This window comes from Streptomyces sp. NPDC088252 (genome assembly GCF_044740965.1).
Lineage (GTDB): Bacteria > Actinomycetota > Actinomycetes > Streptomycetales > Streptomycetaceae > Streptomyces.
In genome coordinates, this window is sequence record NZ_JBIURS010000001.1 from 549,746 (window position 1) to 572,467 (window position 22,722).

Annotated in this window: 16 protein-coding genes and 1 tRNA gene; 13 read left to right on the forward strand and 4 right to left on the reverse strand. The window is 71.1% G+C overall.

Translation table 11 applies throughout. From position 1 onward, the window contains the following. The first annotated feature begins 290 nt into the window (after positions 1-290). From ACIOHC_RS02385 to ACIOHC_RS02415, 7 genes are all read left to right on the forward strand, one after another. Entirely contained in the window at positions 291-524 is a 234-nt protein-coding gene (locus tag ACIOHC_RS02385; RefSeq protein ID WP_073723092.1) for a hypothetical protein, read from the forward strand. A gap of 134 nt (positions 525-658) precedes the next feature. Further along, positions 659-731, forward strand: a tRNA-Ala gene (locus ACIOHC_RS02390). 500 nt (positions 732-1,231) lie between these two features. Beyond that, a complete protein-coding gene (gene leuS / locus ACIOHC_RS02395; RefSeq protein WP_351079051.1) occupies positions 1,232-4,105 on the forward strand; it encodes a leucine--tRNA ligase in 2,874 nt (957 codons plus the stop codon). A 199-nt stretch (positions 4,106-4,304) separates the two neighbouring features. Further along, positions 4,305-5,060, forward strand: coding sequence for a hypothetical protein (locus ACIOHC_RS02400; RefSeq protein WP_351079053.1), 756 nt, complete (start codon positions 4,305-4,307; stop codon positions 5,058-5,060). A gap of 160 nt (positions 5,061-5,220) precedes the next feature. After that, positions 5,221-6,066: a DegV family protein gene (locus ACIOHC_RS02405; RefSeq protein ID WP_401841026.1), complete on the forward strand. Its 846-nt coding sequence runs from the start codon at positions 5,221-5,223 to the stop codon at positions 6,064-6,066. 667 nt (positions 6,067-6,733) lie between these two features. Then, positions 6,734-7,426 (forward strand): helix-hairpin-helix domain-containing protein, encoded by a 693-nt coding sequence (locus tag ACIOHC_RS02410; protein ID WP_401841029.1) that lies wholly within the window; start codon positions 6,734-6,736, stop codon positions 7,424-7,426. Beyond that, positions 7,423-10,008 carry a ComEC/Rec2 family competence protein gene (locus ACIOHC_RS02415; RefSeq protein ID WP_401841031.1) on the forward strand — a complete coding sequence of 862 codons (2,586 nt, stop codon included), beginning with the start codon at positions 7,423-7,425 and terminating at the stop codon, positions 10,006-10,008. Before ACIOHC_RS02410 ends, ACIOHC_RS02415 begins: the two co-directional genes overlap by 4 nt. A gap of 65 nt (positions 10,009-10,073) precedes the next feature. Here ACIOHC_RS02415 and ACIOHC_RS02420 read toward each other — a convergent pair whose 3' ends face one another. Further along, a complete protein-coding gene (locus ACIOHC_RS02420; protein WP_401841033.1) occupies positions 10,074-10,529 on the reverse strand; it encodes a pyridoxamine 5'-phosphate oxidase family protein in 456 nt (151 codons plus the stop codon). Positions 10,530-10,912: 383 nt separating this feature from the next. Between ACIOHC_RS02420 and ACIOHC_RS02425 the strand changes: the two genes are divergently transcribed. Continuing rightward, positions 10,913-11,797: a YceI family protein gene (locus tag ACIOHC_RS02425; RefSeq protein WP_351079065.1), complete on the forward strand. Its 885-nt coding sequence runs from the start codon at positions 10,913-10,915 to the stop codon at positions 11,795-11,797. Positions 11,798-11,830: 33 nt separating this feature from the next. On the opposite strand, the gene ACIOHC_RS02430 is transcribed toward ACIOHC_RS02425, so the two are convergent. Then, positions 11,831-12,076, reverse strand: a complete 246-nt coding sequence (locus tag ACIOHC_RS02430) for a hypothetical protein (protein WP_351079066.1) — start codon at positions 12,074-12,076, stop codon at positions 11,831-11,833. 292 nt (positions 12,077-12,368) lie between these two features. Between ACIOHC_RS02430 and holA the strand changes: the two genes are divergently transcribed. Next, a complete protein-coding gene (gene holA, locus ACIOHC_RS02435; RefSeq protein ID WP_401841036.1) occupies positions 12,369-13,355 on the forward strand; it encodes a DNA polymerase III subunit delta in 987 nt (328 codons plus the stop codon). A 335-nt stretch (positions 13,356-13,690) separates the two neighbouring features. On the opposite strand, the gene rpsT is transcribed toward holA, so the two are convergent. Further along, complete coding sequence (gene rpsT / locus ACIOHC_RS02440) at positions 13,691-13,957, reverse strand: 30S ribosomal protein S20 (RefSeq protein ID WP_124717766.1); 267 nt, start codon at positions 13,955-13,957, stop codon at positions 13,691-13,693. A gap of 216 nt (positions 13,958-14,173) precedes the next feature. Between rpsT and lepA the strand changes: the two genes are divergently transcribed. From lepA to hemW, 4 genes are all read left to right on the forward strand, one after another. Then, positions 14,174-16,048 (forward strand): translation elongation factor 4, encoded by a 1,875-nt coding sequence (gene lepA, locus ACIOHC_RS02445; RefSeq protein WP_351079071.1) that lies wholly within the window; start codon positions 14,174-14,176, stop codon positions 16,046-16,048. A gap of 344 nt (positions 16,049-16,392) precedes the next feature. Then, positions 16,393-18,282, forward strand: a complete 1,890-nt coding sequence (locus tag ACIOHC_RS02450) for an AMP-dependent synthetase/ligase (RefSeq protein WP_401841038.1) — start codon at positions 16,393-16,395, stop codon at positions 18,280-18,282. 207 nt (positions 18,283-18,489) lie between these two features. After that, positions 18,490-20,421 carry an ATP-binding SpoIIE family protein phosphatase gene (locus tag ACIOHC_RS02455; RefSeq protein WP_365692349.1) on the forward strand — a complete coding sequence of 644 codons (1,932 nt, stop codon included), beginning with the start codon at positions 18,490-18,492 and terminating at the stop codon, positions 20,419-20,421. A gap of 166 nt (positions 20,422-20,587) precedes the next feature. Continuing rightward, entirely contained in the window at positions 20,588-21,820 is a 1,233-nt protein-coding gene (gene hemW / locus ACIOHC_RS02460; RefSeq protein WP_351079075.1) for a radical SAM family heme chaperone HemW, read from the forward strand. A gap of 80 nt (positions 21,821-21,900) precedes the next feature. Here the strand turns inward: hemW and ACIOHC_RS02465 are convergent, their stop codons facing one another. Next, positions 21,901-22,722, reverse strand: coding sequence for a DUF3097 domain-containing protein (locus ACIOHC_RS02465; RefSeq protein WP_389635603.1), 822 nt, complete (start codon positions 22,720-22,722; stop codon positions 21,901-21,903).

A 22,722-nucleotide genomic window follows, 5' to 3' on the forward strand; every position in this document is an offset into this window, starting at 1 on the left:
CGCGTGCGCGGGCCTCGTGCGGCATCGGTGATCAGCCGGACATCCGGTGGGCTGAGCCCCTTGCGGGGGCATGGCAGAATCGGACCGCCGGAGGGGGCGACGGACCGAACGGGAGGGAGCGCGCGATGCCTGCGAGCCGCTACGAGGTCCCGGACCTGCTCCTTGTCCCCCGACGCCGCGACCGTACCGGCCGTCCTGCCGTTGGCCCGTCCCGTGCGGCCCGCGTGTCCGGCGGGAACGGCGGAGCCCTCTGCGTGTGCACCGCCCGCGGCCGAAGCCGGAGCTGACTCATGGGTGCACACAGGCGGAAATGCGACTGGTGCGGCAGCGGTACGCCCATCGTCAGGGACATGGATCCGATCAATCCGGACTACCAGTACTGGTGCGAGGAGTGCGCGCGGGCGCTGATCATAAAGGGCGACCCGATCGAGACCTACCGCGAGCTGGAGGGGGAGCCGATCTACGGACGGCTGTTGGAGGAGCACTGCACCCTCAAGCGCTTCTACTCCTTCGCCACTGCCTGAGACCCTGCCTCGACGCATGGTCGAGGTGTTGTAAATCGGTCAAATCGGGCCAGGTGGGAATCGATTTGGTGGAGTGGTGGGGTCACCGGTAATGTTCTCGATGTCGCCAAGGGGAACCGGGTGGCACACGGCAAGGGGCTATAGCTCAGTTGGTAGAGCGCCTGCATGGCATGCAGGAGGTCAGGAGTTCAATTCTCCTTAGCTCCACAGTGAAGACACAAGAAGCGGGTCATCCTTCCAGGGTGACCCGCTTCTTGTGTATGCGCGTCAATCGCGCCCGCTGCCGCGAGCCTTCGGCTCGGCGTGCACCGCGCGTCCGGGGCCGTGATCGCGCCGTCCTTGCTCGGAAGGCCTTGCGCGGCGTACCGGTCGCGGCGGTGACCAGCATCGGCGGGACCGTCCGGCGGGCCGGATCCGGTCAGCTCCGCCGTCCGTCCCGTGCTCGGTGGACGCGAGGTTGCGCGTGTGCCGGTCCGGTCGCGGCGCGGCCGTGCCCGGACCGGCTCCGGGTCCGTGCGGTACCCTGGCGCCATGCGTGCCGTACGCCTTCTGCTTAGCGAGCCGCGCTGATCAGTCCCGACCGGTGAGAATGCCTGGTCGGAATCGGCGCGGCGTCCCCTCCTGTGCGAGGGGATTTTTCGTTTCCGTAGACGCGTGTCCGTAGACGTGGGCGCCGGCAGATGACGATCGATGGAGCTTTGAGGATCATGAGCGAGACGAATTCCGCAGCCGAGACGGCTGCGCCGCACCGCTACACGGCGGCGATGGCCGCCGACATCGAGGCACGCTGGCAGGACTTCTGGGACGCCGAGGGCACGTACGAGGCGCCGAATCCGACCGGTGACCTGGCGGACGATCCGGAACTGGCCGCCAAGCCGAAGAAGTTCATCATGGACATGTTCCCGTACCCCTCGGGTGCGGGCCTGCACGTCGGTCACCCCCTGGGCTACATCGCCACCGATGTCTTCGCCCGTCACCAGCGGATGACCGGGCACAACGTGCTGCACACCCTGGGCTTCGACGCGTTCGGCCTGCCCGCGGAGCAGTACGCCGTGCAGACCGGCACGCACCCGCGGGTCTCCACCGAGGCCAACATCGAGAACATGACCGCTCAGCTGCGCCGGCTGGGCCTGGGTCACGACAAGCGCCGCTCGTTCGCCACGATCGAGTCGGAGTACTACAAGTGGACCCAGTGGATCTTCCTGCAGATCTTCAACTCCTGGTACGACACCGAGGCCGACCGGGCCCGTCCGATCGACGAGCTGGTCGCGCAGTTCGAGAGCGGTTCGCGTGCCACCCCGGACGGCCGTGACTGGAGCGTGCTGAGCGCCGCCGAGCGCGCGGACGTCCTGGGCGGGTACCGCCTGGCGTACGCCTCCGACGCGCCCGTCAACTGGTCGCCGGGTCTGGGCACCGTCCTGGCCAATGAGGAGGTGACGGCCGACGGGCGCTCCGAGCGCGGCAACTTCCCCGTCTTCAAGGCCAAGCTGCGCCAGTGGAACATGCGCATCACCGCCTACGCCGACCGGCTGCTGAACGACCTGGACGGGCTGGACTGGCCCGAGGCCATCAAGCTGCAGCAGCGCAACTGGATCGGGCGTTCCGAGGGGGCGCGCGTCGACTTCCCGGTCGACGGCGCGGGCGACATCACCGTCTTCACCACCCGCCAGGACACCCTGTTCGGTGCCACCTACATGGTGCTGGCGCCCGAGCACGAGCTGGTCGAGCGGATCATCCCGGCCGCCTGGCCCGAGGGCACCCACCCGGTGTGGACCGGCGGACACGCGTCCCCGGCCGAGGCAGTCACCGCGTACCGCAAGCTGGCCGCCGCCAAGTCCGACGTGGAGCGGCAGGCCGAGGCCAAGGACAAGACCGGTGTCTTCACCGGTGCGTACGCGACCAACCCGGTCAGCGGCGAGAAGGTGCCCGTATTCATCGCGGACTACGTCCTGATGGGCTACGGCACCGGCGCGATCATGGCCGTACCGGCACACGACGCGCGGGACTTCGCCTTCGCGCGCGCCTTCGAGCTGCCGATGCGCTGTGTCGTCGAGCCGTCGGACGACCGTGGCACGGACCCCTCGACCTGGGACGACGCCTTCGCCTCGTACGAAGCGAAGCTGGTCAACTCCGCCAATGACGAGATCTCGCTGGACGGTCTCGGCGTCGTCGACGCCAAGGCGAGGATCACCGAGTGGCTGAAGACGCACGGTGTCGGCGAGGGCACCGTCAACTTCCGGCTGCGCGACTGGCTGTTCAGCCGCCAGCGCTACTGGGGAGAGCCCTTCCCGATCGTCTACGACGAGGACGGCATCGCGCACCCGCTGCCCGAGTCGATGCTGCCCCTGGAACTGCCGGAGGTCGACGACTACTCGCCGCGTACCTTCGATCCCGAGGACGCCGACACCCAGCCCGAGACCCCGCTGTCCCGGAACGCCGACTGGGTCAACGTCACCCTGGACCTGGGCGACGGCAACGGTCCCAGGAAGTACCGCCGCGAGACCAACACCATGCCCAACTGGGCCGGCTCCTGCTGGTACGAGCTGCGCTACCTGGACCCGAACAACGACCGCAAGCTGGTCGACCCGGAGATCGAGCAGTACTGGATGGGCCCGCGCGAGGGGCAGCCGACCGGCGGCGTCGACCTGTACGTCGGCGGCGCCGAGCACGCCGTGCTGCACCTGCTGTACGCCCGTTTCTGGTCCAAGGTGCTGCACGACCTGGGGCACATCTCGTCCGCCGAACCGTTCCACAAGCTGTACAACCAGGGCATGATCCAGGCGTTCGTCTACCGGGACAGCCGCGGCATCGCGGTGCCGGCGGCGGACGTCGAGGAGCGCGACGGAAAGTTCTACTACCGGGACGAGAAGGTCAGCCGCGTCCTGGGCAAGATGGGCAAGTCCCTGAAGAACGCCGTCACGCCCGACGAGATCTGCGCCGAGTACGGGGCGGACACGCTGCGCCTGTACGAGATGGCGATGGGCCCTCTGGACGTGTCGCGGCCGTGGGACACGCGCGCCGTCGTCGGCCAGTACCGACTGCTGCAGCGGCTGTGGCGCAATGTCGTCGACGAGGAGACCGGCGAGGTCACCGTCGTCGACACGGAGCCGAGCGAGGAGACGCTGCGTGCGCTGCACAAGGCGATCGACGGCGTCGGCCAGGACATGGCCGGGATGCGCTTCAACACGGCGATCGCCAAGGTCACCGAGCTGAACAACCACCTGACCAAGGCGGGCGGCCCGCTGTCCCGGAGCGTCGCCGAGTCGCTGGTGCTGCTGGTGGCGCCGCTGGCGCCGCACATCGCCGAGGAACTGTGGCGGCGCCTGGGCCACACCGAGTCGGTCGTGCACCAGGACTTCCCGGTCGCCGACCCGGCATACGTCGTGGACGAGACCGTGACCTGTGTCGTACAGGTCAAGGGCAAGGTGAAGGCACGCCTGGAGATCTCTCCGTCGATCACCGACGAGGAGCTGGAAGCACTGGCCCTGGCCGACCCGGCCGTGGTCACGGCGCTGGACGGTGCGGGCATCCGCAAGGTGATCGTACGTGCGCCGAAGCTGGTCAACATCGTCCCGGCGTGACGGCGCCTATGGTCGCCGCGTGAGAGTGTGCACCGTTCTCGCGTGACGTCCGTCGCGTAACCGCATGATGCCGTACGGCGATGTGGGGGCGTTCCCCTACGGGCAGGTTGGGGGTTCCGAAGGAACCTGCGGCCTGCCCTTTCCGTTTACCGTGGAGGGGCCGGCACCCGGCAGCCGAAACGACATCCGAGGGGCGCTCATGGAAGCCGTGATCCTGATTCTGGGGTTGCTCTTTTTCGCGTTCGTGGCCCTGGGGGTCTATGCGGGCGTCAAGGCCATCGGCGCGGCGAAGCGGGGCGTGGATCGCACGATCACCCAGGCACGCCGCACCGTCGAGGACACCACGCTGCGGGCGAAGAGCTACGGCCAGCCGGGCGTGGCCGGTGAGCTGGCCCAGCTGCGGCTCTCGCTGCGCACGTCCATGCGGGCCACACAGGAGGCGCTGCGGACGGGCGTCGTGGAGGATGCCTCGCTCTCGGAGTCGCTGGGCCTCTTCGAGCGGCTGAGTGCGCACGGTCGGGAGCTGGACGACGACCTGAAGCGACTGGAGCGCGAACCCGACCGTGCGACGGTCGCCTCGCTGCTGCCGGGCCTGAAGCAGCGTACGGAGCGGATCACGCACTCGGCGGATTCGCTGCGCTGGGCCGCGCGCGACCGGGCGCGGCGGTTCATCGAGGACGATCTGGACGCGCTGAACGCGCAGATCGACGTGGAGGCGGGGGCGCTGCGGCACTGGACGGTGGAGCCGGACGAGCCTGTCCGCGGACAGGGACAGCCACAGGGCGAGCGACATGAGCCGGGGATCGGGCAGGCGCAGGGACAAGCGCGGGGGAGCCGACGGGGGCAGGGAGCCGGGCCGGCCGACGATGCGGCACAGGCGATCACGGCTCCGGACCCGCGACGACGGACCGCGTACCCGTGGCAGAAGACAGCCCGGCCCGAAACGACGAACTGAGCCCCGCTCGAAACGACGAACCGAGCCCGGCCCGAAACGACGAACCGACTCAGACGTTCGTCGACCGGCGGCGACAGGATGCGGTCCGAAGAGATCGGGAGCGATCATTCGGTCGGGGTCGGACTGCCGAGCCGCGGACTCGCCAGGTAACCTCCCGCTCATGTCCCGCCATGTCGCGATCGTCACCGATTCCACGGCCTACCTGCCGCCCGAGGCGATGGAGCGGCACGGCATCACCGCGGTGCCGCTGACCGTCGTCCTCGGTGATCAGGCTCTGGAGGACGGCACCGAGATCTCGGCCCGCTCCCTCGCCCTGGCACTCCAGAAGCGTCGCCCCGTGACGACCTCCCGGCCCAGCCCGGAAGTCTTCGCCGCCGCGTACCGGGCGTCCGCCGAGGCAGGAGCCGAGGGCATCGTCTCGCTGCACCTCTCGGCCGAGATCTCGGGTACGTACGATGCCGCTCTGCTCGCGGCGAAGGACGCGCCGGTCCCGGTACGGGTCGTCGACACCGGGATGGTCGCCATGGCCCTCGGATTCTGCGCCCTGGCGGCCGCGGAGACGGCGGAGGTGGGCGGAAGCCTGGACGAGGCCGTCGCGGCGGCGGAGAAGCGGGCCGCGGGCACCTCCGCGTACTTCTACGTCGACACGCTGGACTATCTGCGCCGCGGCGGCCGTATCGGGACCGCGCAGGCACTGCTGGGTTCGGCGCTCGCCGTGAAGCCGCTGCTCCAGCTGGACGGAGGCCGTATCGAACTGCTGGAGAAGGTACGGACGGCCTCGAAGGCGATCGCGCGCCTGGAGGAGATCGTCACGGAGCGGGCGGGAGGTGACCGGGTGGACATCGCCGTGCATCACCTGGCGGCACCCGAGCGGGCCGAGCGGCTGGCCGAGCGGTTGCGCGAGCGGGTGTCCGGCCTCGTCGAGCTGCATGTCAGCGAGGTGGGTGCGGTGATCGGAGCGCACACCGGGCCCGGTCTGCTCGGCGCCGTGGTCTCGCCGCGCTGAAGCCGGTCCGACGACCCTGCTCATCGGCTTTCACTCGTCTGGGTGGTCGAGTTGTCCACAACTGGTGGGTTGTCCACCGGAATTGAGCCTGTTCGGCGAGTCCGGACGGATGTGCCTACCGTCGTGAGGCATGGCTCCCCGATCACATCGTGCAACCAGAGGAAGCGGCAGCGGTCCCGGCCGCGCCGGTAACGGCCCCGGTCCGGGCCCCGGACGACGGCGGTCCTCGCGCGGGCGCGCGGAGGACGTAGTGGCGGCTTCGCGCGGTCGGGCGGACGCCCTCATGACAGGGGCGTACGGCGGGCGAGAGGCGCGGCCCGCGTCGAGGACGGCAGTGGCTCCGGTTTCGGCGCCCGCTTCCGCTTGGGGCCCTGTTTCCGTCTCCGCCTCCGGTGCGGCACCTGCGCCCTCTTCCACTTCTGCCCCTGCTGCGGTTCCCGCCGCCGCCTCCGCCCCGGCTCGGCCCCCGGGCCTCACTCCGACGTCGAGTTCCGCTGCCGGCAGGGCCATGGTCAAGTCCGCGGTGACAGCCACGGCTTCCGCGTCGCCCTCGGCGGCTACCTCGCCGGCGGCCTCGACGGCCGCCCTGACGCCGTCACCGTCACCGTCACCGACCCCGGTCTCCGGCTCCGCGGCGCCGGGGGGTTGGGAGCGGACGGTTCCCGCGTTGCGGGAGCGGATTCCGGTGTGGCTGCAGCTCAGATGCGGCGTGCAGCCGCGGACCCTCGCCGCGCTGGCCGTTGTCCTGGTCGCGGCCGCGGTCTTCGCCGCGGTGCACTTCTGGTCCGCGCGCCCTCATTCCGTACGCGTTCCTGATCCGGTCAACGAGGGTGCGCCCGGCAGGACTTCGAAACCGGTGGCGGCGGGCGACGCACTGCCCGAACCGTCACCCGGGCTGCCACCCGCGACAGGGCCGGACGGGCACGTCGTCGTCGATGTGAGCGGAAAGGTCCGAAAGCCGGGAGTCCTTCGACTGCCGTCCGGCTCAAGGGTCGCCGATGCGCTGCGAGCGGCGGGCGGAGCCAGGCCCGGTGCCGATCTCGCGGGCCTCAACCGGGCTCGTGTGCTCATGGACGGAGAGCAGATCGTGGTGGGTGTCCCACCTGACCCCGCCGGCACCGGCGGTGCGGGAGGAGCCGCTCCGGGCGCCGGCAGCGGGCCCTTGGCAGGGCCGGTCAGTCTCAACCAGGCGACCGTCGAACAACTCGACACCCTGCCCGGTGTCGGCCCGGTTCTCGCCCAGCACATCATCGACTACCGCACACAGCACGGCGGATTCCGGTCCGTCGAGGAACTCCGCGAGGTCAATGGGATCGGCGACCGCCGGTTCGCCGACCTCCGGCCGCTGGTGGGGCCGTGAGTCCCCCGGACGTCCATGCGGCGGCGTCGGGCCGGCGGTCGAGTGCTTCCGACCCGCGGCACGAGGGCCCGCTCGACCTTCGGCTGGTCCCGCCGGCCATGGCGGCCTGGGCCGGAGCGTCGCTCGCGCTGAGCGCGCCGGGGCGGTGGACGACGGCGGGCGTGATGCTCTGCGTCGGTGCGGCCATGGTGCTCCTGGCGATGCGGGGAGTTTCGGCGACCCGTGCGATGCGCGGCCGGCCGGCCGGTACCGGGGGAGGGGCTGCGCGGGGCGAAGACGCGGTACGCAATCGGCGGCCGCGCAGCAACGCGACCACAATCGTGACGGCCGCGGCTGCGGCGCTCCTCTGCGCGGCGGCCGGGGCCGCGTCGGCCGGGTTGCACCGTGCCGAGGCACGGCAGGGGCCGGTCCCGGGGCTGGCCCAGCGGTTCGCGAGGGTCGAGGCGGAGGTGACGGTGACGTCCGACGCCCGGTGGACCCTGCCCCGGGTGCGGGGCGATCACAGCGCGCCCGCCTCGCTCCTCATGGACGCCGAGATCACGGCGCTGACCGGGCCCGACGGGGCGGTCACCCGGTTGAGCACGCCGGTGCTGCTCATCGTCCCGCCCGGCCGATCGACCGCCCAGTGGCAGCAACTGCTCCCTTCCACACGCGTGCGCGTCGGCGGTCGGCTGGCGCCTTCGCGGCACGACGGGGAGCGCAATGCCGCCGTGCTGCGGCCGGAGGGCAAAGGCCCGCCCCGCGTCACCGGGCCGCCTTCCTCGGTCCAGCGCACGGCGGGTGCCCTGCGTGGCGGGCTGCGGCGGGCGACCGAGCGGCTCGATCCCGATGCGCGGGCTCTTCTGCCGGGCCTGGTGGTCGGCGACACCTCACGGGTCACCCCGGAACTGCACGATGCCTTCCAGGCGACCGACCTCACCCACCTGATGGCGGTCTCCGGTGCCAACCTGGCGATCCTGCTCGTTCTGCTGATCGGACCGCCGGGCACGGCGACGCGCGCCGAACGTCGAGGCCTGGCACCCAGGTTGGGCATCTCGCTGCGGATGACCGCGTTGCTCGGCGGCGGGCTCACGCTCGCCTTCGTCATCGTCTGCAGACCCGAGCCGAGCGTGCTGCGTGCCGCGGCCTGCGGACTGATCACGCTGCTCGCCATCGGCACGGGGCGCCGCAGGTCACTGATCCCCGCGCTGGCCGCCGCGGTCCTCCTGCTGGTCCTGTACGACCCGTGGATGGCGCGCAGTTACGGCTTCGTCCTCTCCGTCCTGGCCACCGGAGCCCTGCTCACCATCGCCCCGAAATGGAACGACGCACTGCAGCGGCGTCGAGTTCCGTCCCGGCTCGCCGAGGCGCTGGCCGCGGCCGCCGCCGCGCAGGCGGTGTGCGCGCCGGTGGTCGTGCTGCTCGCCTCCCGGGTCAGCCTGGTGGCGATCCCGTGCAATCTGCTGGCCGAGTTCGCGGTGGCGCCCGCCACGGTTCTCGGGTTCGCCGCACTCGCCCTGGCACCGGTGGCCATGCCGGTGGCAGAGCTGCTCGCCCGGATCGCGGGGTGGCCGACCGGGTGGATCGCCTCGGTGGCCCGCACCGGGGCGGCCCTGCCCGGTGCGGAGATCGACTGGCCCGACGGCGGGAGGGGCGCGCTGCTGCTCGCCGCGCTGACGGCTCTCGTGGTGCTGTGCGCCCGTCGTGTCGTGCGCCGTCCCTGGGTCTGTTCGGCCGCCGTACTGCTGCTGCTCCTCGCGGTGTTGCGCCCGGTCCCCCTCACCCGGGTGCTGTCCGGATGGCCGCCGCCGGACTGGGCATTCGCGATATGCGACGTGGGGCAGGGCGACTCGCTGGTGCTGGCCGCGGGGGACGGCACGGGCGTGGTCGTCGACACCGGTCCTGATCCCCGGCTCGCCGACCGCTGCCTGCGCGACCTGGGCATCACCGAGGTGCCGCTCCTGGTGCTCACGCACTTCCACGCGGACCATGTACGGGGCCTGCCCGGCGTGTTGAAGGGCCGGGCGGTGGGAGCGATCCAGACGACGAGCCTGGACGAACCGCCGGACCAGGTCGCGTTCGTACGGAGAACCGCTGCCGCGTCGCGCGTCCCTCTGGTGCGGGCCGTTCCCGGTGAGCGTCGCCGGATCGGGCCGATCGACTGGCGGGTTCTCTGGCCGGCGGGCGCCATCGGGGCGGGCGGCTCGTCGGCGGTCCCGGGGGCCTGGCCCGTACCGCAGGAGCCGAACGACGCCAGCGTCACCCTGTACGTCCGGACCGGCGGGCTGACCCTGCTGCTCCTGGGAGACCTCGAACCTCCCGCCCAGCAGGGGTTGTTGCGCAGCCGTCCCGCGCTGCCACGGGTGGACGTCCTCAAGGTCGCCCATCACGGCTCCGCCCATCAGGACCCCGCTCTGCTGCGCAGCGCGCACCCGAGACTGGCCCTGGTGAGCGTCGGCAGGGACAACCCGTACGGTCACCCTGCCCCACGCACCGTCGACGCGCTCAGAGCGGGCGGTGCGGTGGTGCTGCGCACGGACACGGACGGCGCGATCGCCGTGACGGGTGCCGGGGCCGGGCTGAGGGCGGTGAGCCGGTCGTGAGCCCCACTCCGGCGACCGCCTGCGCGGCCGGGCGTAGGGCCGTGCAGGCGTGCGGTCGCCGCGGCTCAGGCGAGCCAGGCCCCGTCGGTCATGAGGTCCCGCCCGGCGAGTTCGTTCTCCTCCCGCCACGCCTTGACCGCGTACGGGGTGAAACGGAGGTAGACCCACGTGGTGCGGCCCCGCGGATCCCAGTTCAGTTTTGTCGCGAAGGCGTCGCCCGATGCCACGGGGAGGTCCGCCCCCTCGACGACCTCGGCCGTCGCCTCGATGAGCACCACGTCACGGGTGTGACCGAGGCTGATCCTGGCCCGCCCGGTCGGAGTGACATTGACCGCGGTGGGGTTGGTGCGCCGGGTGGCCATCAGCAGTGTTCCGGCGTCCCACACGAACGACAGCGGCACCAGGCTCGGTTCCCCGTCGGCAGAAGCGGTCGCCACCCATGCGTCCTGGTCCTTCTCCAGACGGTCGAGTACGTCCTGCTTGCGCTGCTCCCGGCTGCGCGCCGGCTCCGGATTCGTCATGCTCCGTAAGCTAGTGCCTCTCGTTCGGGCCGCGCCGGGCTCGCGTGCCCCGGCAACGCGCCTCGCCGTCTTGCCGTCGGCCGCCATGGCGCCGCCATGACTTCCTCCTCCGCCGTGCGGCGCACCGCACCGGACGCCGCGAGCCACCCGGCAGACCTTTCCGGCCGCAGCGTCGGCGGGACGCGACGGACCGGTGACGCACACAGGCGGAACGGCCAATTCGGACCTTCGGTAACACCTCTACTCAAGCTCCTGCGAGTCGCTCTGTTTGCCTCGAACGCCACAAGAGTGATCGAATGCATGCTCGTCGGTGGGCCGCTGCTCCGACGAGGACGTCCAGCCGCCAGGCCCCAAGGTGAATCGCCCCCGGGGGTTGGTGGAAGATGTTCGGTCGTTGGCTGGGAAACAAGGGAGCGGCGGGTGCCGCGCGCGGCAACGCCCTCTCCGGACTTGAGGTGCCGCGCACCGCCGGAGTACTCAGTTGCCGAGTGCTCGACCCGGTCAACGAGATGGTGCCGCAGGCCGAGTTCGTCATCACGGACAGCACGGGCCGCAAGGTCGTCGGCGGTGAGACGGACCCGTACGGCAGCGTCCTCGCCACGGTCCCCGCCGGTGAGTACCGACTGGCCGTCACGGCTGAGGGCTTCACTCCGTTCCATGGTGCGGCCACGGTCGTCGAGGGCGGCCATGCGAGCCTCGGCGATGTGACCCTGCAACTGTCCACGCCCCCGCAACTGCCCGATCCGGGCGAGTGGGAGGTCGAGCCGATGCACTCGCAGATCGGCTTCACGGCCCGGCACATCGGCATGGCGCGCATCCACGGCCGGTTCAACACCTTCGCCGGGGCCGTCCGGATCGCCGACCGCATGGAGGACTCGGCGATGCACGTGGTCATCGACGCCGCGTCGATCGACACGAACGTCCAGATGCGCGACGACCACCTGCGCTCCAGCGACTTCCTCGATGTGGGTCGCTACCCGATGCTGGAGTTCTACAGCGACCGTTTCGTCCACCGCGGCGGTACCCGCTGGGGCGTGACCGGCGCGCTCACACTGCACGGCGTCAGCCGCACGGTCACGCTGGACACCCAGTACCTCGGTCTGGGCAACGGCCTGGAGGGCGAGACCCGCGCCGCCTGCCGGGCCACCACGGAACTGCACCGCGAGGACTTCACCCTCACCTGGCAGACCATGCTGGCACGCGGCATCGCGGCCGTCGGCTCCAGCATCTCCATCGACATGGACATCCAGATCGTCCCCAAGAGCTGAGCGGAGGTCCCCGGTGCCTGCCCAGGACGACGTCTAAGGGGCTTCGAGCCAGCCCTCGTACTCCGCGGCGAACGCGTCCAGTGCCGAGGCGTCCAGCCGCCCCGCCGGGTCCTCCACGACCACCAGCCACTGGGCGTCCTCGGCATCGTCCTCCCCGGCCAGCGCATCGCGTACGAGTTGAGGCTCCTCGGGCACCCCGAAACGGTCGGCGAGTTCTCCGGCCACCTCCTCCGCGGCCTCGCGGTCGGGCAGCACCAGTACATGTCTCACATCGCTCACCTGCTCATTCTCCCGTACGGCGTACACCGTCCGGTCCGGCCGGCACGGCCTCGCCGGGCGGGTGGCGCCGGGCTCCCAACGGCCGTTCATGGGCATGACGCTCTCGGGACAACGGGTACCGGCGACCGCCGAAGGCGGCAGTGCGGCGTCCGGGCGTCGCAGGACGTCCGGGTCCGGTGCGAGTTCCGTGGCGGCGAGGTTCTCCTCCGGCGTCGTCCGGCGCTTCGTGCCGGGGACGGGTCGGGCAAGGGAGCCCGGTGGCTGTCAGTGCCCCATGGGATGCTGGACGGCGATGGCCACCAGAAGGAATTCCACCGACGACCCGCTCGCCCCCGTCACGCTCGCCGTGGGACAGGAGGACCTGCTCCTCGACCGTGCCGTGCAACAGGTGGTGGCGGCGGCCCGCGCCTCCGATCCCGACACGGACGTCCGCGACCTCACCTCCGACCAGCTCCAGCCCGGCACCCTCGCCGAGCTGACGAGCCCGTCGCTCTTCGCCGAGCGCAAAGTGGTGATCGTGCGCAACGCGCAGGACCTCTCCGCCGACACGGTCAAGGATGTCAAGGCGTATCTGGGCGATCCGGTCGAGGAGATCACTCTCGTGCTGCTGCACGCCGGCGGCGCCAAGGGCAAGGGGCTGCTGGACGCGGCGCGCAAGGCCGGGGCGCGGGAGATCGCGTGTCCGAAGACGACGAAGCCGGCCGAGCGACTCTCGTTCGTACGGTCGGAGTTCCGGGCGCTGGGGCGCTCGGCGACCCCCGAGGCGTGCCAGGCGCTGGTCGACTCCATCGGCAGCGATCTGCGGGAGCTGGCCAGCGCTGTCTCGCAGCTCGTCGCGGATGTCGAGGGCACGATCGACGAGGCGGTCGTGGCCCGTTACTACACGGGCCGTGCGGAGGCTTCGAGCTTCACGGTCGCCGACCGGGCGGTGGAGGGTCGGGCGGCGGAGGCGTTGGAGGCCTTGCGTTGGTCGCTGTCGACCGGGGTGGCGCCCGTGCTGATCACCAGTGCGCTGGCACAGGGCGTACGCGCGATCGGCAAGCTGTCGTCGGCGCGCGGGGGCCGGCCCGCCGACCTCGCGCGTGAGCTGGGCATGCCTCCGTGGAAGATCGACCGGGTGCGCCAGCAGATGCGCGGCTGGACGCCGGGCGGCGTGGCGGTGGCGCTACGGGCGGTCGCCGATGCGGACGCGGGCGTCAAGGGGGGCGGCGACGACCCGGAGTACGCGTTGGAGAAGGCCGTGGTCGCGGTGGCGCGGGCGGCCCGGTCGGGGCGGTAGGCCGTGTCGTCGAACCGCCGACGTCCGCCGAAGGCCGGGTGCAGGCCTGGCTGATGCGGTCGTCCCGACCGGCGCGGGCCGGCGTCGCTCGGCGCCGCACGGACGGACTCGGTGGTTCACCCCGCCCACCGATCCATGGCGGGCGGGTCGGACCGGGACCCCGTATGCCGAAGGCCCCGGCCTCGCTCTGGGGGAGAGCGGAGATCGGGGCCTTCGGTTCACGCTTGGTGCGCCGCACCCGCGTGGCGAACGCAGGTTCGGTGTGCGGCGCGGGGACCGGGCAGGGACGGGAGAGAGGGCCCGCTGATCCGTTCCGGCGGTTACATCAGAAAAGCTCAGCCCTGGAGGGAGGCAACCTTGGAGGCCAGCGCCGACTTCTTGTTGGCGGCGGCGTTCTTGTGGATGACACCCTTCGAGACGGCCTTGTCGAGCGCGCGGGAGGCGTCGCGAGCGGCCGTGGTGGCCTTCTCGACGTCACCGGCGGCGGCAGCCTCACGGGCCTTGCGGATAGCGGTCTTGAGCGAGGACTTGACGGCCTTGTTGCGCAGGCGCGCCTTCTCGTTCGTCTTGTTCCGCTTGATCTGGGACTTGATGTTCGCCACGAAAAGAGCCTTTTCAGGTTCGTTGGATCTTCGATGTGCGCCCCACGGCCCGGGAGAGTCGCGAGGCACAGCTGTCAACGGTACCAGCACCGCTCCGACCGGCCCAAACCGGTCTTCGCCCCGCAACCATGGGACGATGGAGGCTACGTATCGATCCGACCGAACCGACATCGACCCGAGACACGGCGTTCGGCGTCTCAAGAATCAGGACCCTGCGTGCCCGCGACTCCTACCCACGTGCCCGAGCCGAGCCGTACCGACCCGGCGCTGATCCGCAACTTCTGCATCATCGCGCACATCGACCACGGCAAGTCGACCCTTGCCGACCGGATGCTTCAGCTGACGGGCGTGGTCGACCAGCGGCAGATGCGCGCCCAGTACCTCGACCGGATGGACATCGAGCGCGAGCGCGGCATCACCATCAAGTCCCAGGCGGTTCGACTGCCCTGGGCACCCGAAACGGGTGAGGACCAGGGCCGCACCCATGTCCTCAACATGATCGACACCCCGGGCCACGTGGACTTCACCTACGAGGTCTCCCGTTCGCTCGCCGCCTGCGAGGGCACGATCCTGCTGGTCGACGCCGCGCAGGGCATCGAGGCCCAGACGCTGGCCAACCTCTACCTGGCGATGGAGAACGACCTCACCATCGTCCCGGTGCTCAACAAGATCGACCTGCCTGCCGCGCAGCCGGAGAAGTTCTCCGAGGAACTGGCCAACCTCATCGGCTGCCGGCCGGAGGACGTGCTCAAGGTCTCGGCGAAGACCGGCCTCGGTGTGGAGGCGCTGCTCGACCGCGTGGTCAAGGACGTCCCGGCCCCGGTCGGCAGGGCCGACGCCCCCGCCCGCGCGATGATCTTCGACTCGGTCTACGACTCGTACCGCGGCGTCGTCACGTACGTCCGTGTCGTCGACGGACAGCTCAACAAGCGCGAGCGCATCAGGATGATGTCGACCGGCGCCACCCACGAACTGCTGGAGATCGGTGTCTCCTCCCCGGAGATGACCCCGGCCGACGGCCTCGGTGTGGGTGAGGTGGGCTACATCATCACCGGGGTGAAGGACGTCCGGCAGTCCAAGGTCGGTGACACCATCACCTCCTTGAGCAAGGGCGCGACCGAGGCGCTGGGCGGCTACAAGGACCCCAAGCCGATGGTGTTCTCGGGCCTGTACCCGCTGGACGGCTCGGACTACCCGGACCTGCGCGAGGCGCTCGACAAGCTCCAGCTCAACGACGCCGCCCTGGTGTACGAGCCGGAGACCTCCGCCGCGCTCGGCTTCGGCTTCCGCGTCGGCTTCCTCGGCCTGCTCCATCTCGACGTGATCCGCGAACGGCTGGAGCGCGAGTTCGGCCTCGAACTCATCGCCACCGCCCCCAACGTGGTCTACCGCGTCGAGATGGAGGACGGCACCGAGCACACCGTCACCAACCCGAGCGAATTCCCCGAAGGCAAGATCGACAAGGTGCACGAGCCCGTCGTGCGCGCCACGGTCCTGGCCCCCAGCGAGTTCATCGGCGCGATCATGGAGCTCTGCCAGAACCGGCGCGGCACCCTGCTCGGCATGGACTACCTGTCCGAGGACCGGGTCGAGATCCGCTACACCCTGCCGCTCGCCGAGATCGTCTTCGACTTCTTCGACCAGCTGAAGTCCAAGACGCGGGGTTACGCCTCCCTCGACTACGAGCCCACCGGCGAGCAGTCCGCCCAGCTCGTCAAGGTCGACATCCTGCTGCACGGCGACAAGGTCGACGCGTTCTCCGCGGTCACGCACAAGGACAAGGCGTACGCGTACGGTGTGCGGCTCGTCGCCAAGCTGCGCGAGCTGATCCCGCGGCAGAACTTCGAGGTGCCGATCCAGGCGGCCATCGGCTCCCGGGTCATCGCCCGCGAGACGGTCCGCGCCATCCGCAAGGACGTCCTCGCCAAGTGCTACGGCGGTGACATCTCCCGTAAGCGGAAGCTGCTGGAGAAGCAGAAGGAAGGCAAGAAGCGGATGAAGATGGTCGGCAATGTGGAGGTGCCGCAGGAGGCCTTCATCGCCGTGCTGTCGACGGACGAGTCCGGCGGGGACGGCAAGGGCAAGAAGTAGCGTCCCCCGCGGGGCCGGGGAGTTCCTCGGGCCCCGGCTCCGCCCCGCCCCACCCGGTGGTGGCCCGACGGGCCCCTGTGTCGCACCGCGCCGCGACACAGGGGCCCGTTCGTTATGAAGCGGCGGCCCATTGCCCCTTACGCCGCGGACGCGGGCGCTCTACCCTGATCACGGCCTCGTAGTTACTCGCCAGTTAAACAAGCGGGACCGAGCACCGCAGGACCGAACACAGGCGTACCGCCGAATACACGGACGTACACAGGAACACGCGCAGGAAACACTCGTAGGAACAAGCAGCAACCAGCAGCCGGTCGTGAAGCACTGCCGCAGGCCCGGAGGATGTCGTGAGCGACACACAGACCCTGATCGAGAACCGACCGCCCTCCGTGGCGAACCTCTTCGTCGACCGCGTGGCGGCCACTCCGGACGAGGAGGCCTACCGCTACCCCGTCCCCGCGGCCACCGGCGAGGGGCCCGACGAGTGGAAGTCGCTGAGCTGGGCGCAGGCCGCCGAGCGGGTGTACGCCGTCGCGGCCGGGCTGATCGATCTGGGCGTGCGACCGGAGGAGCGCGTCGCGCTCGCGGCCGGAACCCGGGTGGAATGGATCCTCGTCGACCTCGGTGTGATGTGCGCGGGCGCCGCCACCACCACGATCTACCCGTCGACCAACGCCGAGGAGTCGGCGTTCATCCTCTCCGACTCCGAGAGCCGGGTGCTGGTCGCCGAGAACGCCGGCCAGCTGGCCAAGGCCCGTGAGCGGCGCGCGGAGCTGCCGAACCTCGCCCATGTCGTCGTCATCGACCCCGAGGGCGCCGGACCCGCCGAGGGCGACCCGGAGGGCTGGGTCCTGACCCTCGCCGATCTGGAGGCCCGCGGCGCCGAGCACCTGGCGAAGCATCCCGACGCGGTCGAGGAGCGGGTCGCCGCCATCACGGCCGACCAGCTCGCCACGCTGATCTACACCTCGGGCACCACCGGCCGCCCCAAGGGCGTGCGCCTGCCGCACGACAACTGGTCGTACATGGCCAAGGCCACCGTGGCGACCGGCATGATCAACAAGGACGACGTCCAGTACCTCTGGCTGCCGCTCGCGCACGTCTTCGGCAAGGTCCTCACCTCGGGCCAGATCGAGGTCGGCCACGTCACCGCCGTCGACGGCCGGGTCGACAAGATCATCGAGAACCTTCCGGTGGTCCAGCCGACGTACATGGCCGCCGTCCCCCGTATCTTCGAGAAGGTCTACAACGGTGTCGCCGCCAAGGCGCGGGCCGGTGGCGGGGCCAAGTACAAGATCTTCCAGTGGGCGGCCGGGGTCGCCCGTGAGTACGCGGTGGTCTCGCAGGACAACTTCCGGCGCACCGGCACGGCCTCCGTCCCGTTCGCGCTCGGTGCCAAGCACAAGGTCGCCGACACCCTCGTCTTCGCCAAGATCCGCGAGGCCTTCGGCGGGCGGCTGCGCGCCTGCATCTCCGGTTCCGCGGCCCTCGCCCCCGACATCGGCCACTTCTTCTCGGGCGCCGGCATCCACATCCTGGAGGGCTACGGCCTCACCGAGACCAGCGCCGCCTCCTTCGTCAACCCGGGCGAGGCCTACCGCACCGGCACCGTCGGCAAGCCCCTCCCCGGCACCGAGGTACGGATCGCCGACGACGGCGAGATCCTGCTGCGCGGCCCCGGCCTGATGGAGGGCTACCAGGGGCTGCCGGAGAAGACCGCCGAGGTGCTGGAGGCGGACGGCTGGTTCCACACCGGCGACATCGGAGAGCTGTCCGTGGACGGCTATCTCCGGATCACCGACCGCAAGAAGGACCTCATCAAGACGTCCGGCGGCAAGTACATCGCCCCGGCGGAGGTCGAGGGGCAGTTCAAGGCGGTCTGCCCGTTCGTCTCCAACATCCTGGTGCACGGCGCGGACCGCAACTTCTGCACCGCCCTGATCGCGCTCGACGAGCCGACCATCCTCGGCTGGGCCGCCGAGAACGGCCTGGGCGGGAAACCGTACGCCGAAGTGGTGGCCTCCGCACAGGTCGTCGAGCTGATCGGGGGCTACGTGAGGCGGCTCAACGAGGGGCTGCAGCGCTGGCAGACCATCAAGAAGTTCCGGCTGCTGCCCCGCGATCTCGACATCGAGCACGGCGAACTGACGCCCAGTCTGAAGCTGAAGCGGCCGGTCGTGGAGCGTGAGTACAAGGACCTCATCGACGACATGTACGTGGGGTCCCGCGAGGCCTAGCGCCGGTCCTCGCGGACCGGTCGCGCGGTGCGGCTGCCTCGGTTCCTCTTCGCTCACTTTCTCTGCTCACTTCGGCAACTCGTCGCTTATGGGCATGGTCCATCTGTCACTCTGTCGGTGTCGTCAGCGGCGCCCAGCGAGAAACAGACAGAACGAGAACAGACAGAGCGAGAACAGGTCAGGAGCCGCACCGTGGGGCCCATTCCCTTGCAGCGGGACATAGTTCAGCGTCCCGGTACCACCGCCGACCATGCGGACGCACGACCGGTCGCCCGTACGTCCCTGCCCGGAAACCTCCTCGCACCCTCCGCCGGCCGCCGTTTCGTGCGGGCCGCCCTCACCGAGTGGGCCGGACTCGGACTGCCGGCGGCCGTGGGCTTCAGCGAGCGCCTGGCCGATGACGCGGAGGTCGTCGTCAGCGAACTCGTCACCAATGCGGTCGTGCACGCCGGGACCAACGTCGAGTTGCTCTGCCGACTGGAGGAGACCACCGAGGACGAGGTGGCGGCCCTGGTGCTGGAGGTCTCCGACCACCACCCGGCCCGTGCCGTGCGCAGCGAACGCAAGGAGGACGACGGCGGCACGACGGGCGTGACGCAGGACGGGGTCCCCACCGTCTCCGACGGGCCCGCCGAGTACGGTCGCGGGCTCCAGCTCGTCGGCACCCTCGCCGAGCGCTGGGGCATCACCTACCGCACCGGCCTCAAGACCGTCTGGGCGCGCCTCCCCGTCGACGACTGGAACCCGTTCCCCGGATCGTCCACCGACCCGGGCTTCCAGCAGGGGCTGCGCGCCGCCGAACTGCTCGCCCCCACCGCCCGGCGGGCGCTGCGCGACGATGCGGACTGGGCCGGCCGCGGCGCGCTGTCGTTCCTGGCCGAGGCCTCGGACCTGCTCGCCGGCCAGCTCGACGAGGACATCGTGGCGGCGCTGGCCGGACAGTTACTGGTGCCCAGACTCGCCGACTGGTGCGCGGTCTGGCTGGAGCCGGAGAACGGCGGTCCCTCGGCCGTCCCCCGGCTCGCCAGCGTCTGGCACCGGGACGAGGCCGAGACCGGGCCGCTGCGCACGGCGCTGGAACAGGACCCGATCCGGCTGCCCGAACGGGTGGGCACCGGACCCGTCTCCATGCCCTGGCCGGGTGGCGAGGAGGACGGCGGCGAATCCGACGGACATGCCGTCGGGTCCGCCCTGGCCTACCGGATCACCTCGGGCGGCCGGACACTCGGCGCCGTGCTCCTGGGCCGGGAGGGGCTGGCACGTGTCCCCGACGAAGTGACCGCCCTGATCGAGGACTTCGTACGCCGCGTCGGCCTCGCCGTGGGCGCCGCCCGCGCCTATACCCGGCAGGCCACCATCAGCCGCATCCTGCAACGCGCGCTGCTGCCCGGCAAGGTCGCCGACATACCGGGCGTCACCAGCTCCCTGGTCTACGAACCCAGCGACGACGGGGTCGTCGGCGGCGACTTCTACGACATCTTCCCGTGCCCCGGCGACCGCTGGTGCTTCGTTCTCGGTGACGTCCAGGGCAGCGGCCCGGAAGCCGCCGTCGTCACCGGCCTCGCCCGGCCCTGGCTCCGGCTGCTGGCCCGTGAGGGGTTCGGCGTCGGCGAGGTGCTCGACCGGCTCAACCGGCTGCTCCTCGACGATGCGATGGAGGCCGCCGAGGCGGCCGCGCTCATGGTGGCCGCGGCGGGCGGCCAGCAGACGGCGGACACCGGACAGTCCCGCTTCCTCTCCCTGCTGTACGGAGAACTCGTGCCGCTGCCCGACGGCGGCGTGCGTTGCACCCTCGCCAGCGCGGGCCACCCGCTGCCGCTGCTGCTGCGGCCCGACGGCGAGGTGCGCCCGGCTGCCGAGCCGCAGATGCTGCTCGGGATCTTCGACGACGTCGCGTACGAGAGCCAGAGCTTCGACCTGGCGCCCGGCGACAGCCTGCTGTGCGTCACGGACGGCGTGACGGAGCGGCGCTGCGGGCCGCTCATGTTCGACGACGGGGACGGCCTGGCCCTCGCGCTCGCCGGCTGTGCCGGACTGTCGGCGGACGGGATCGCGGACCGGATCAAGCGGGCCGTGCACGAATTCGCCGAGCGGCCGCCCGATGACGATCTGGCCCTGCTGGTGCTCCAGGCGGGGTGAGGACGAGAACGGGGGGACGACGAGGGGAGAGCAGGGGGAAGGACGAGGGGGCGGGCGGGACGGGACGGCGCGGTCGCCGAGGGAGCCGTGCGGTCCGTGGGCGCCGTCGTTCCGTGATCACGGGCGTGGCTCGGAGGTTCCCGGGCGGCGAGCGACAATGGGCGGTATGCCTTCCGTACTGCCCGATGGTGAACCCGTACCCGACGACGGGGCGCTGCCCCGCCATGCCCTGGAAGGCGCCGCCGACCGGCCGCTCGGCTTCTACCTGCATGTGCCCTACTGCGCGACCCGCTGCGGCTACTGCGACTTCAACACCTACACCGCCACCGAGCTGCGCGGCTCCGGCGGTGCCCTGGCTTCCCGCGACAATTACGCGGCCCATCTGATCGGCGAGGTCCGCCAGGCCCGCAAGGTCCTGGGCGACGATCCGCGTCCGGTCCGTACGGTCTTCGTCGGCGGTGGTACGCCGACGCTGCTGGCCGCCGCGGACCTGGTGCGGATGCTGGGAGCGATCCGCGAGGAGTTCGGGCTGGCGGACGATGCGGAGATCACCACCGAGGCCAATCCGGAGTCCGTCGGTCCGGCGTATCTGTCCGAGCTGCGGGAGGGCGGCTTCAACCGGATCTCGTTCGGGATGCAGAGCGCGCGGCAGCATGTGCTGAAGATCCTGGACCGTACGCACACGCCGGGACGGCCCGAGGCGTGTGTCGCCGAGGCGCGGGAGGCGGGCTTCGAGCACATCAACCTCGACCTGATCTACGGCACGCCCGGGGAGTCCGACGACGACTGGCGGGCCTCGCTGGACGCGGCGATCGGAGCGGGGCCGGACCATGTGTCGGCGTACGCGCTGATCGTCGAGGAGGGTACGCAGCTGGCCCGCCGGATCCGGCGCGGCGAGATCCCGATGACCGACGACGACGCCCACGCGGACCGGTACCTGATCGCGGACGAGGCGATGGCCGCGGCGGGCTTCTCCTGGTACGAGGTGTCGAACTGGGCCCGTACGCCCGAGGGCCGCTGCCTGCACAACGAGCTGTACTGGCGCGGCGCCGACTGGTGGGGTGCCGGTCCCGGGGCGCACAGCCATGTCGGCGGGGTGCGTTGGTGGAACGTCAAGCATCCGGGGGCTTACGCGCAGGCCCTGGCCGAGGGGCGGTCGCCCGGCGCCGGGCGCGAGATCCTCTCCGCGGAGGACCGCCGGGTCGAGCGGATCCTGTTGGAGCTGCGGCTCGTGGACGGCTGCCCGCTGTCGCTGCTGGCGCCGGCGGGGCTGGCCGCGGCGGGGCGGGCGGTGGACGACGGGCTGCTGGAACGCGGGCCGTACGGGGCGGGGCGGGCGGTGCTCACCCTGCGCGGGCGGTTGCTGGCGGACGCGGTGGTGCGGGACCTGGTGGACTGAGGGGCGGGGGGCGGGGCCGGGCTCCCGCTCCCGCCCCCGGCCGGCGGGCTCCCGCCCCAGGCCCCCGGGCGCCGGAGAAGCTACTCGGGCGGCGCCGTCACGAAGTCGATCAGATGCTCCACCGAGCCCAGCAGCGCCGGCTCCAGGTCCCGGTACGAGCGCACCGTGGACAGGATCCGCTGCCAGGCCGCCCCCGTGTTCTCCGGCCAGCCCAGCGAGCGGCACACGCCCGTCTTCCAGTCCTGTCCGCGCGGCACCACCGGCCAGGCCGGAATGCCCACGGTCGACGGCTTCACCGCCTCCCACACGTCGATGTAGGGGTGGCCGACCACCAGTACGTCCGCGTCCGAGACCCGGTCCGCGATCCGGGACTCCTTGGAGCCGGGGACCAGGTGGTCGACCAGGACGCCGAGCCTGGCGTCCGGGCCGGGGGAGAACTCGCGCACGATGGCGGGGAGGTCGTCGATGCCCTCCAGGTACTCGACGACCACGCCCTCGATCCGCAGGTCGTCGCCCCAGACCCGCTCGACCAGCTCCGCGTCGTGGCGGCCCTCCACATAGATCCGGCCCGCCCGCGCCACCCGGGCGCGCGCCCCGGGGACCGCGACCGACCCCGAGGCCGTACGTGTGGGGCGCACGGGACCGGCGGCCGACGGGCGTACCAGCGTGACCACCCGGCCCTCCAGCAGGAAGCCGCGCGGCTCCATCGGGAACACCCGGTGCTTGCCGAAACGGTCCTCCAGGGTCACGGTCGGACCCTGGGCCGTCTTCTCACAGCGGATCACCGCACCGCAGAATCCGGTGGAGACCTCCTCCACGACCAGATCGGGCTCGGCGGGGACCTCGGGAACGGGGGCGGACCTCTTCCACGGCGGGGTCAGGTCCGGCTGGTAGCTGCGCAT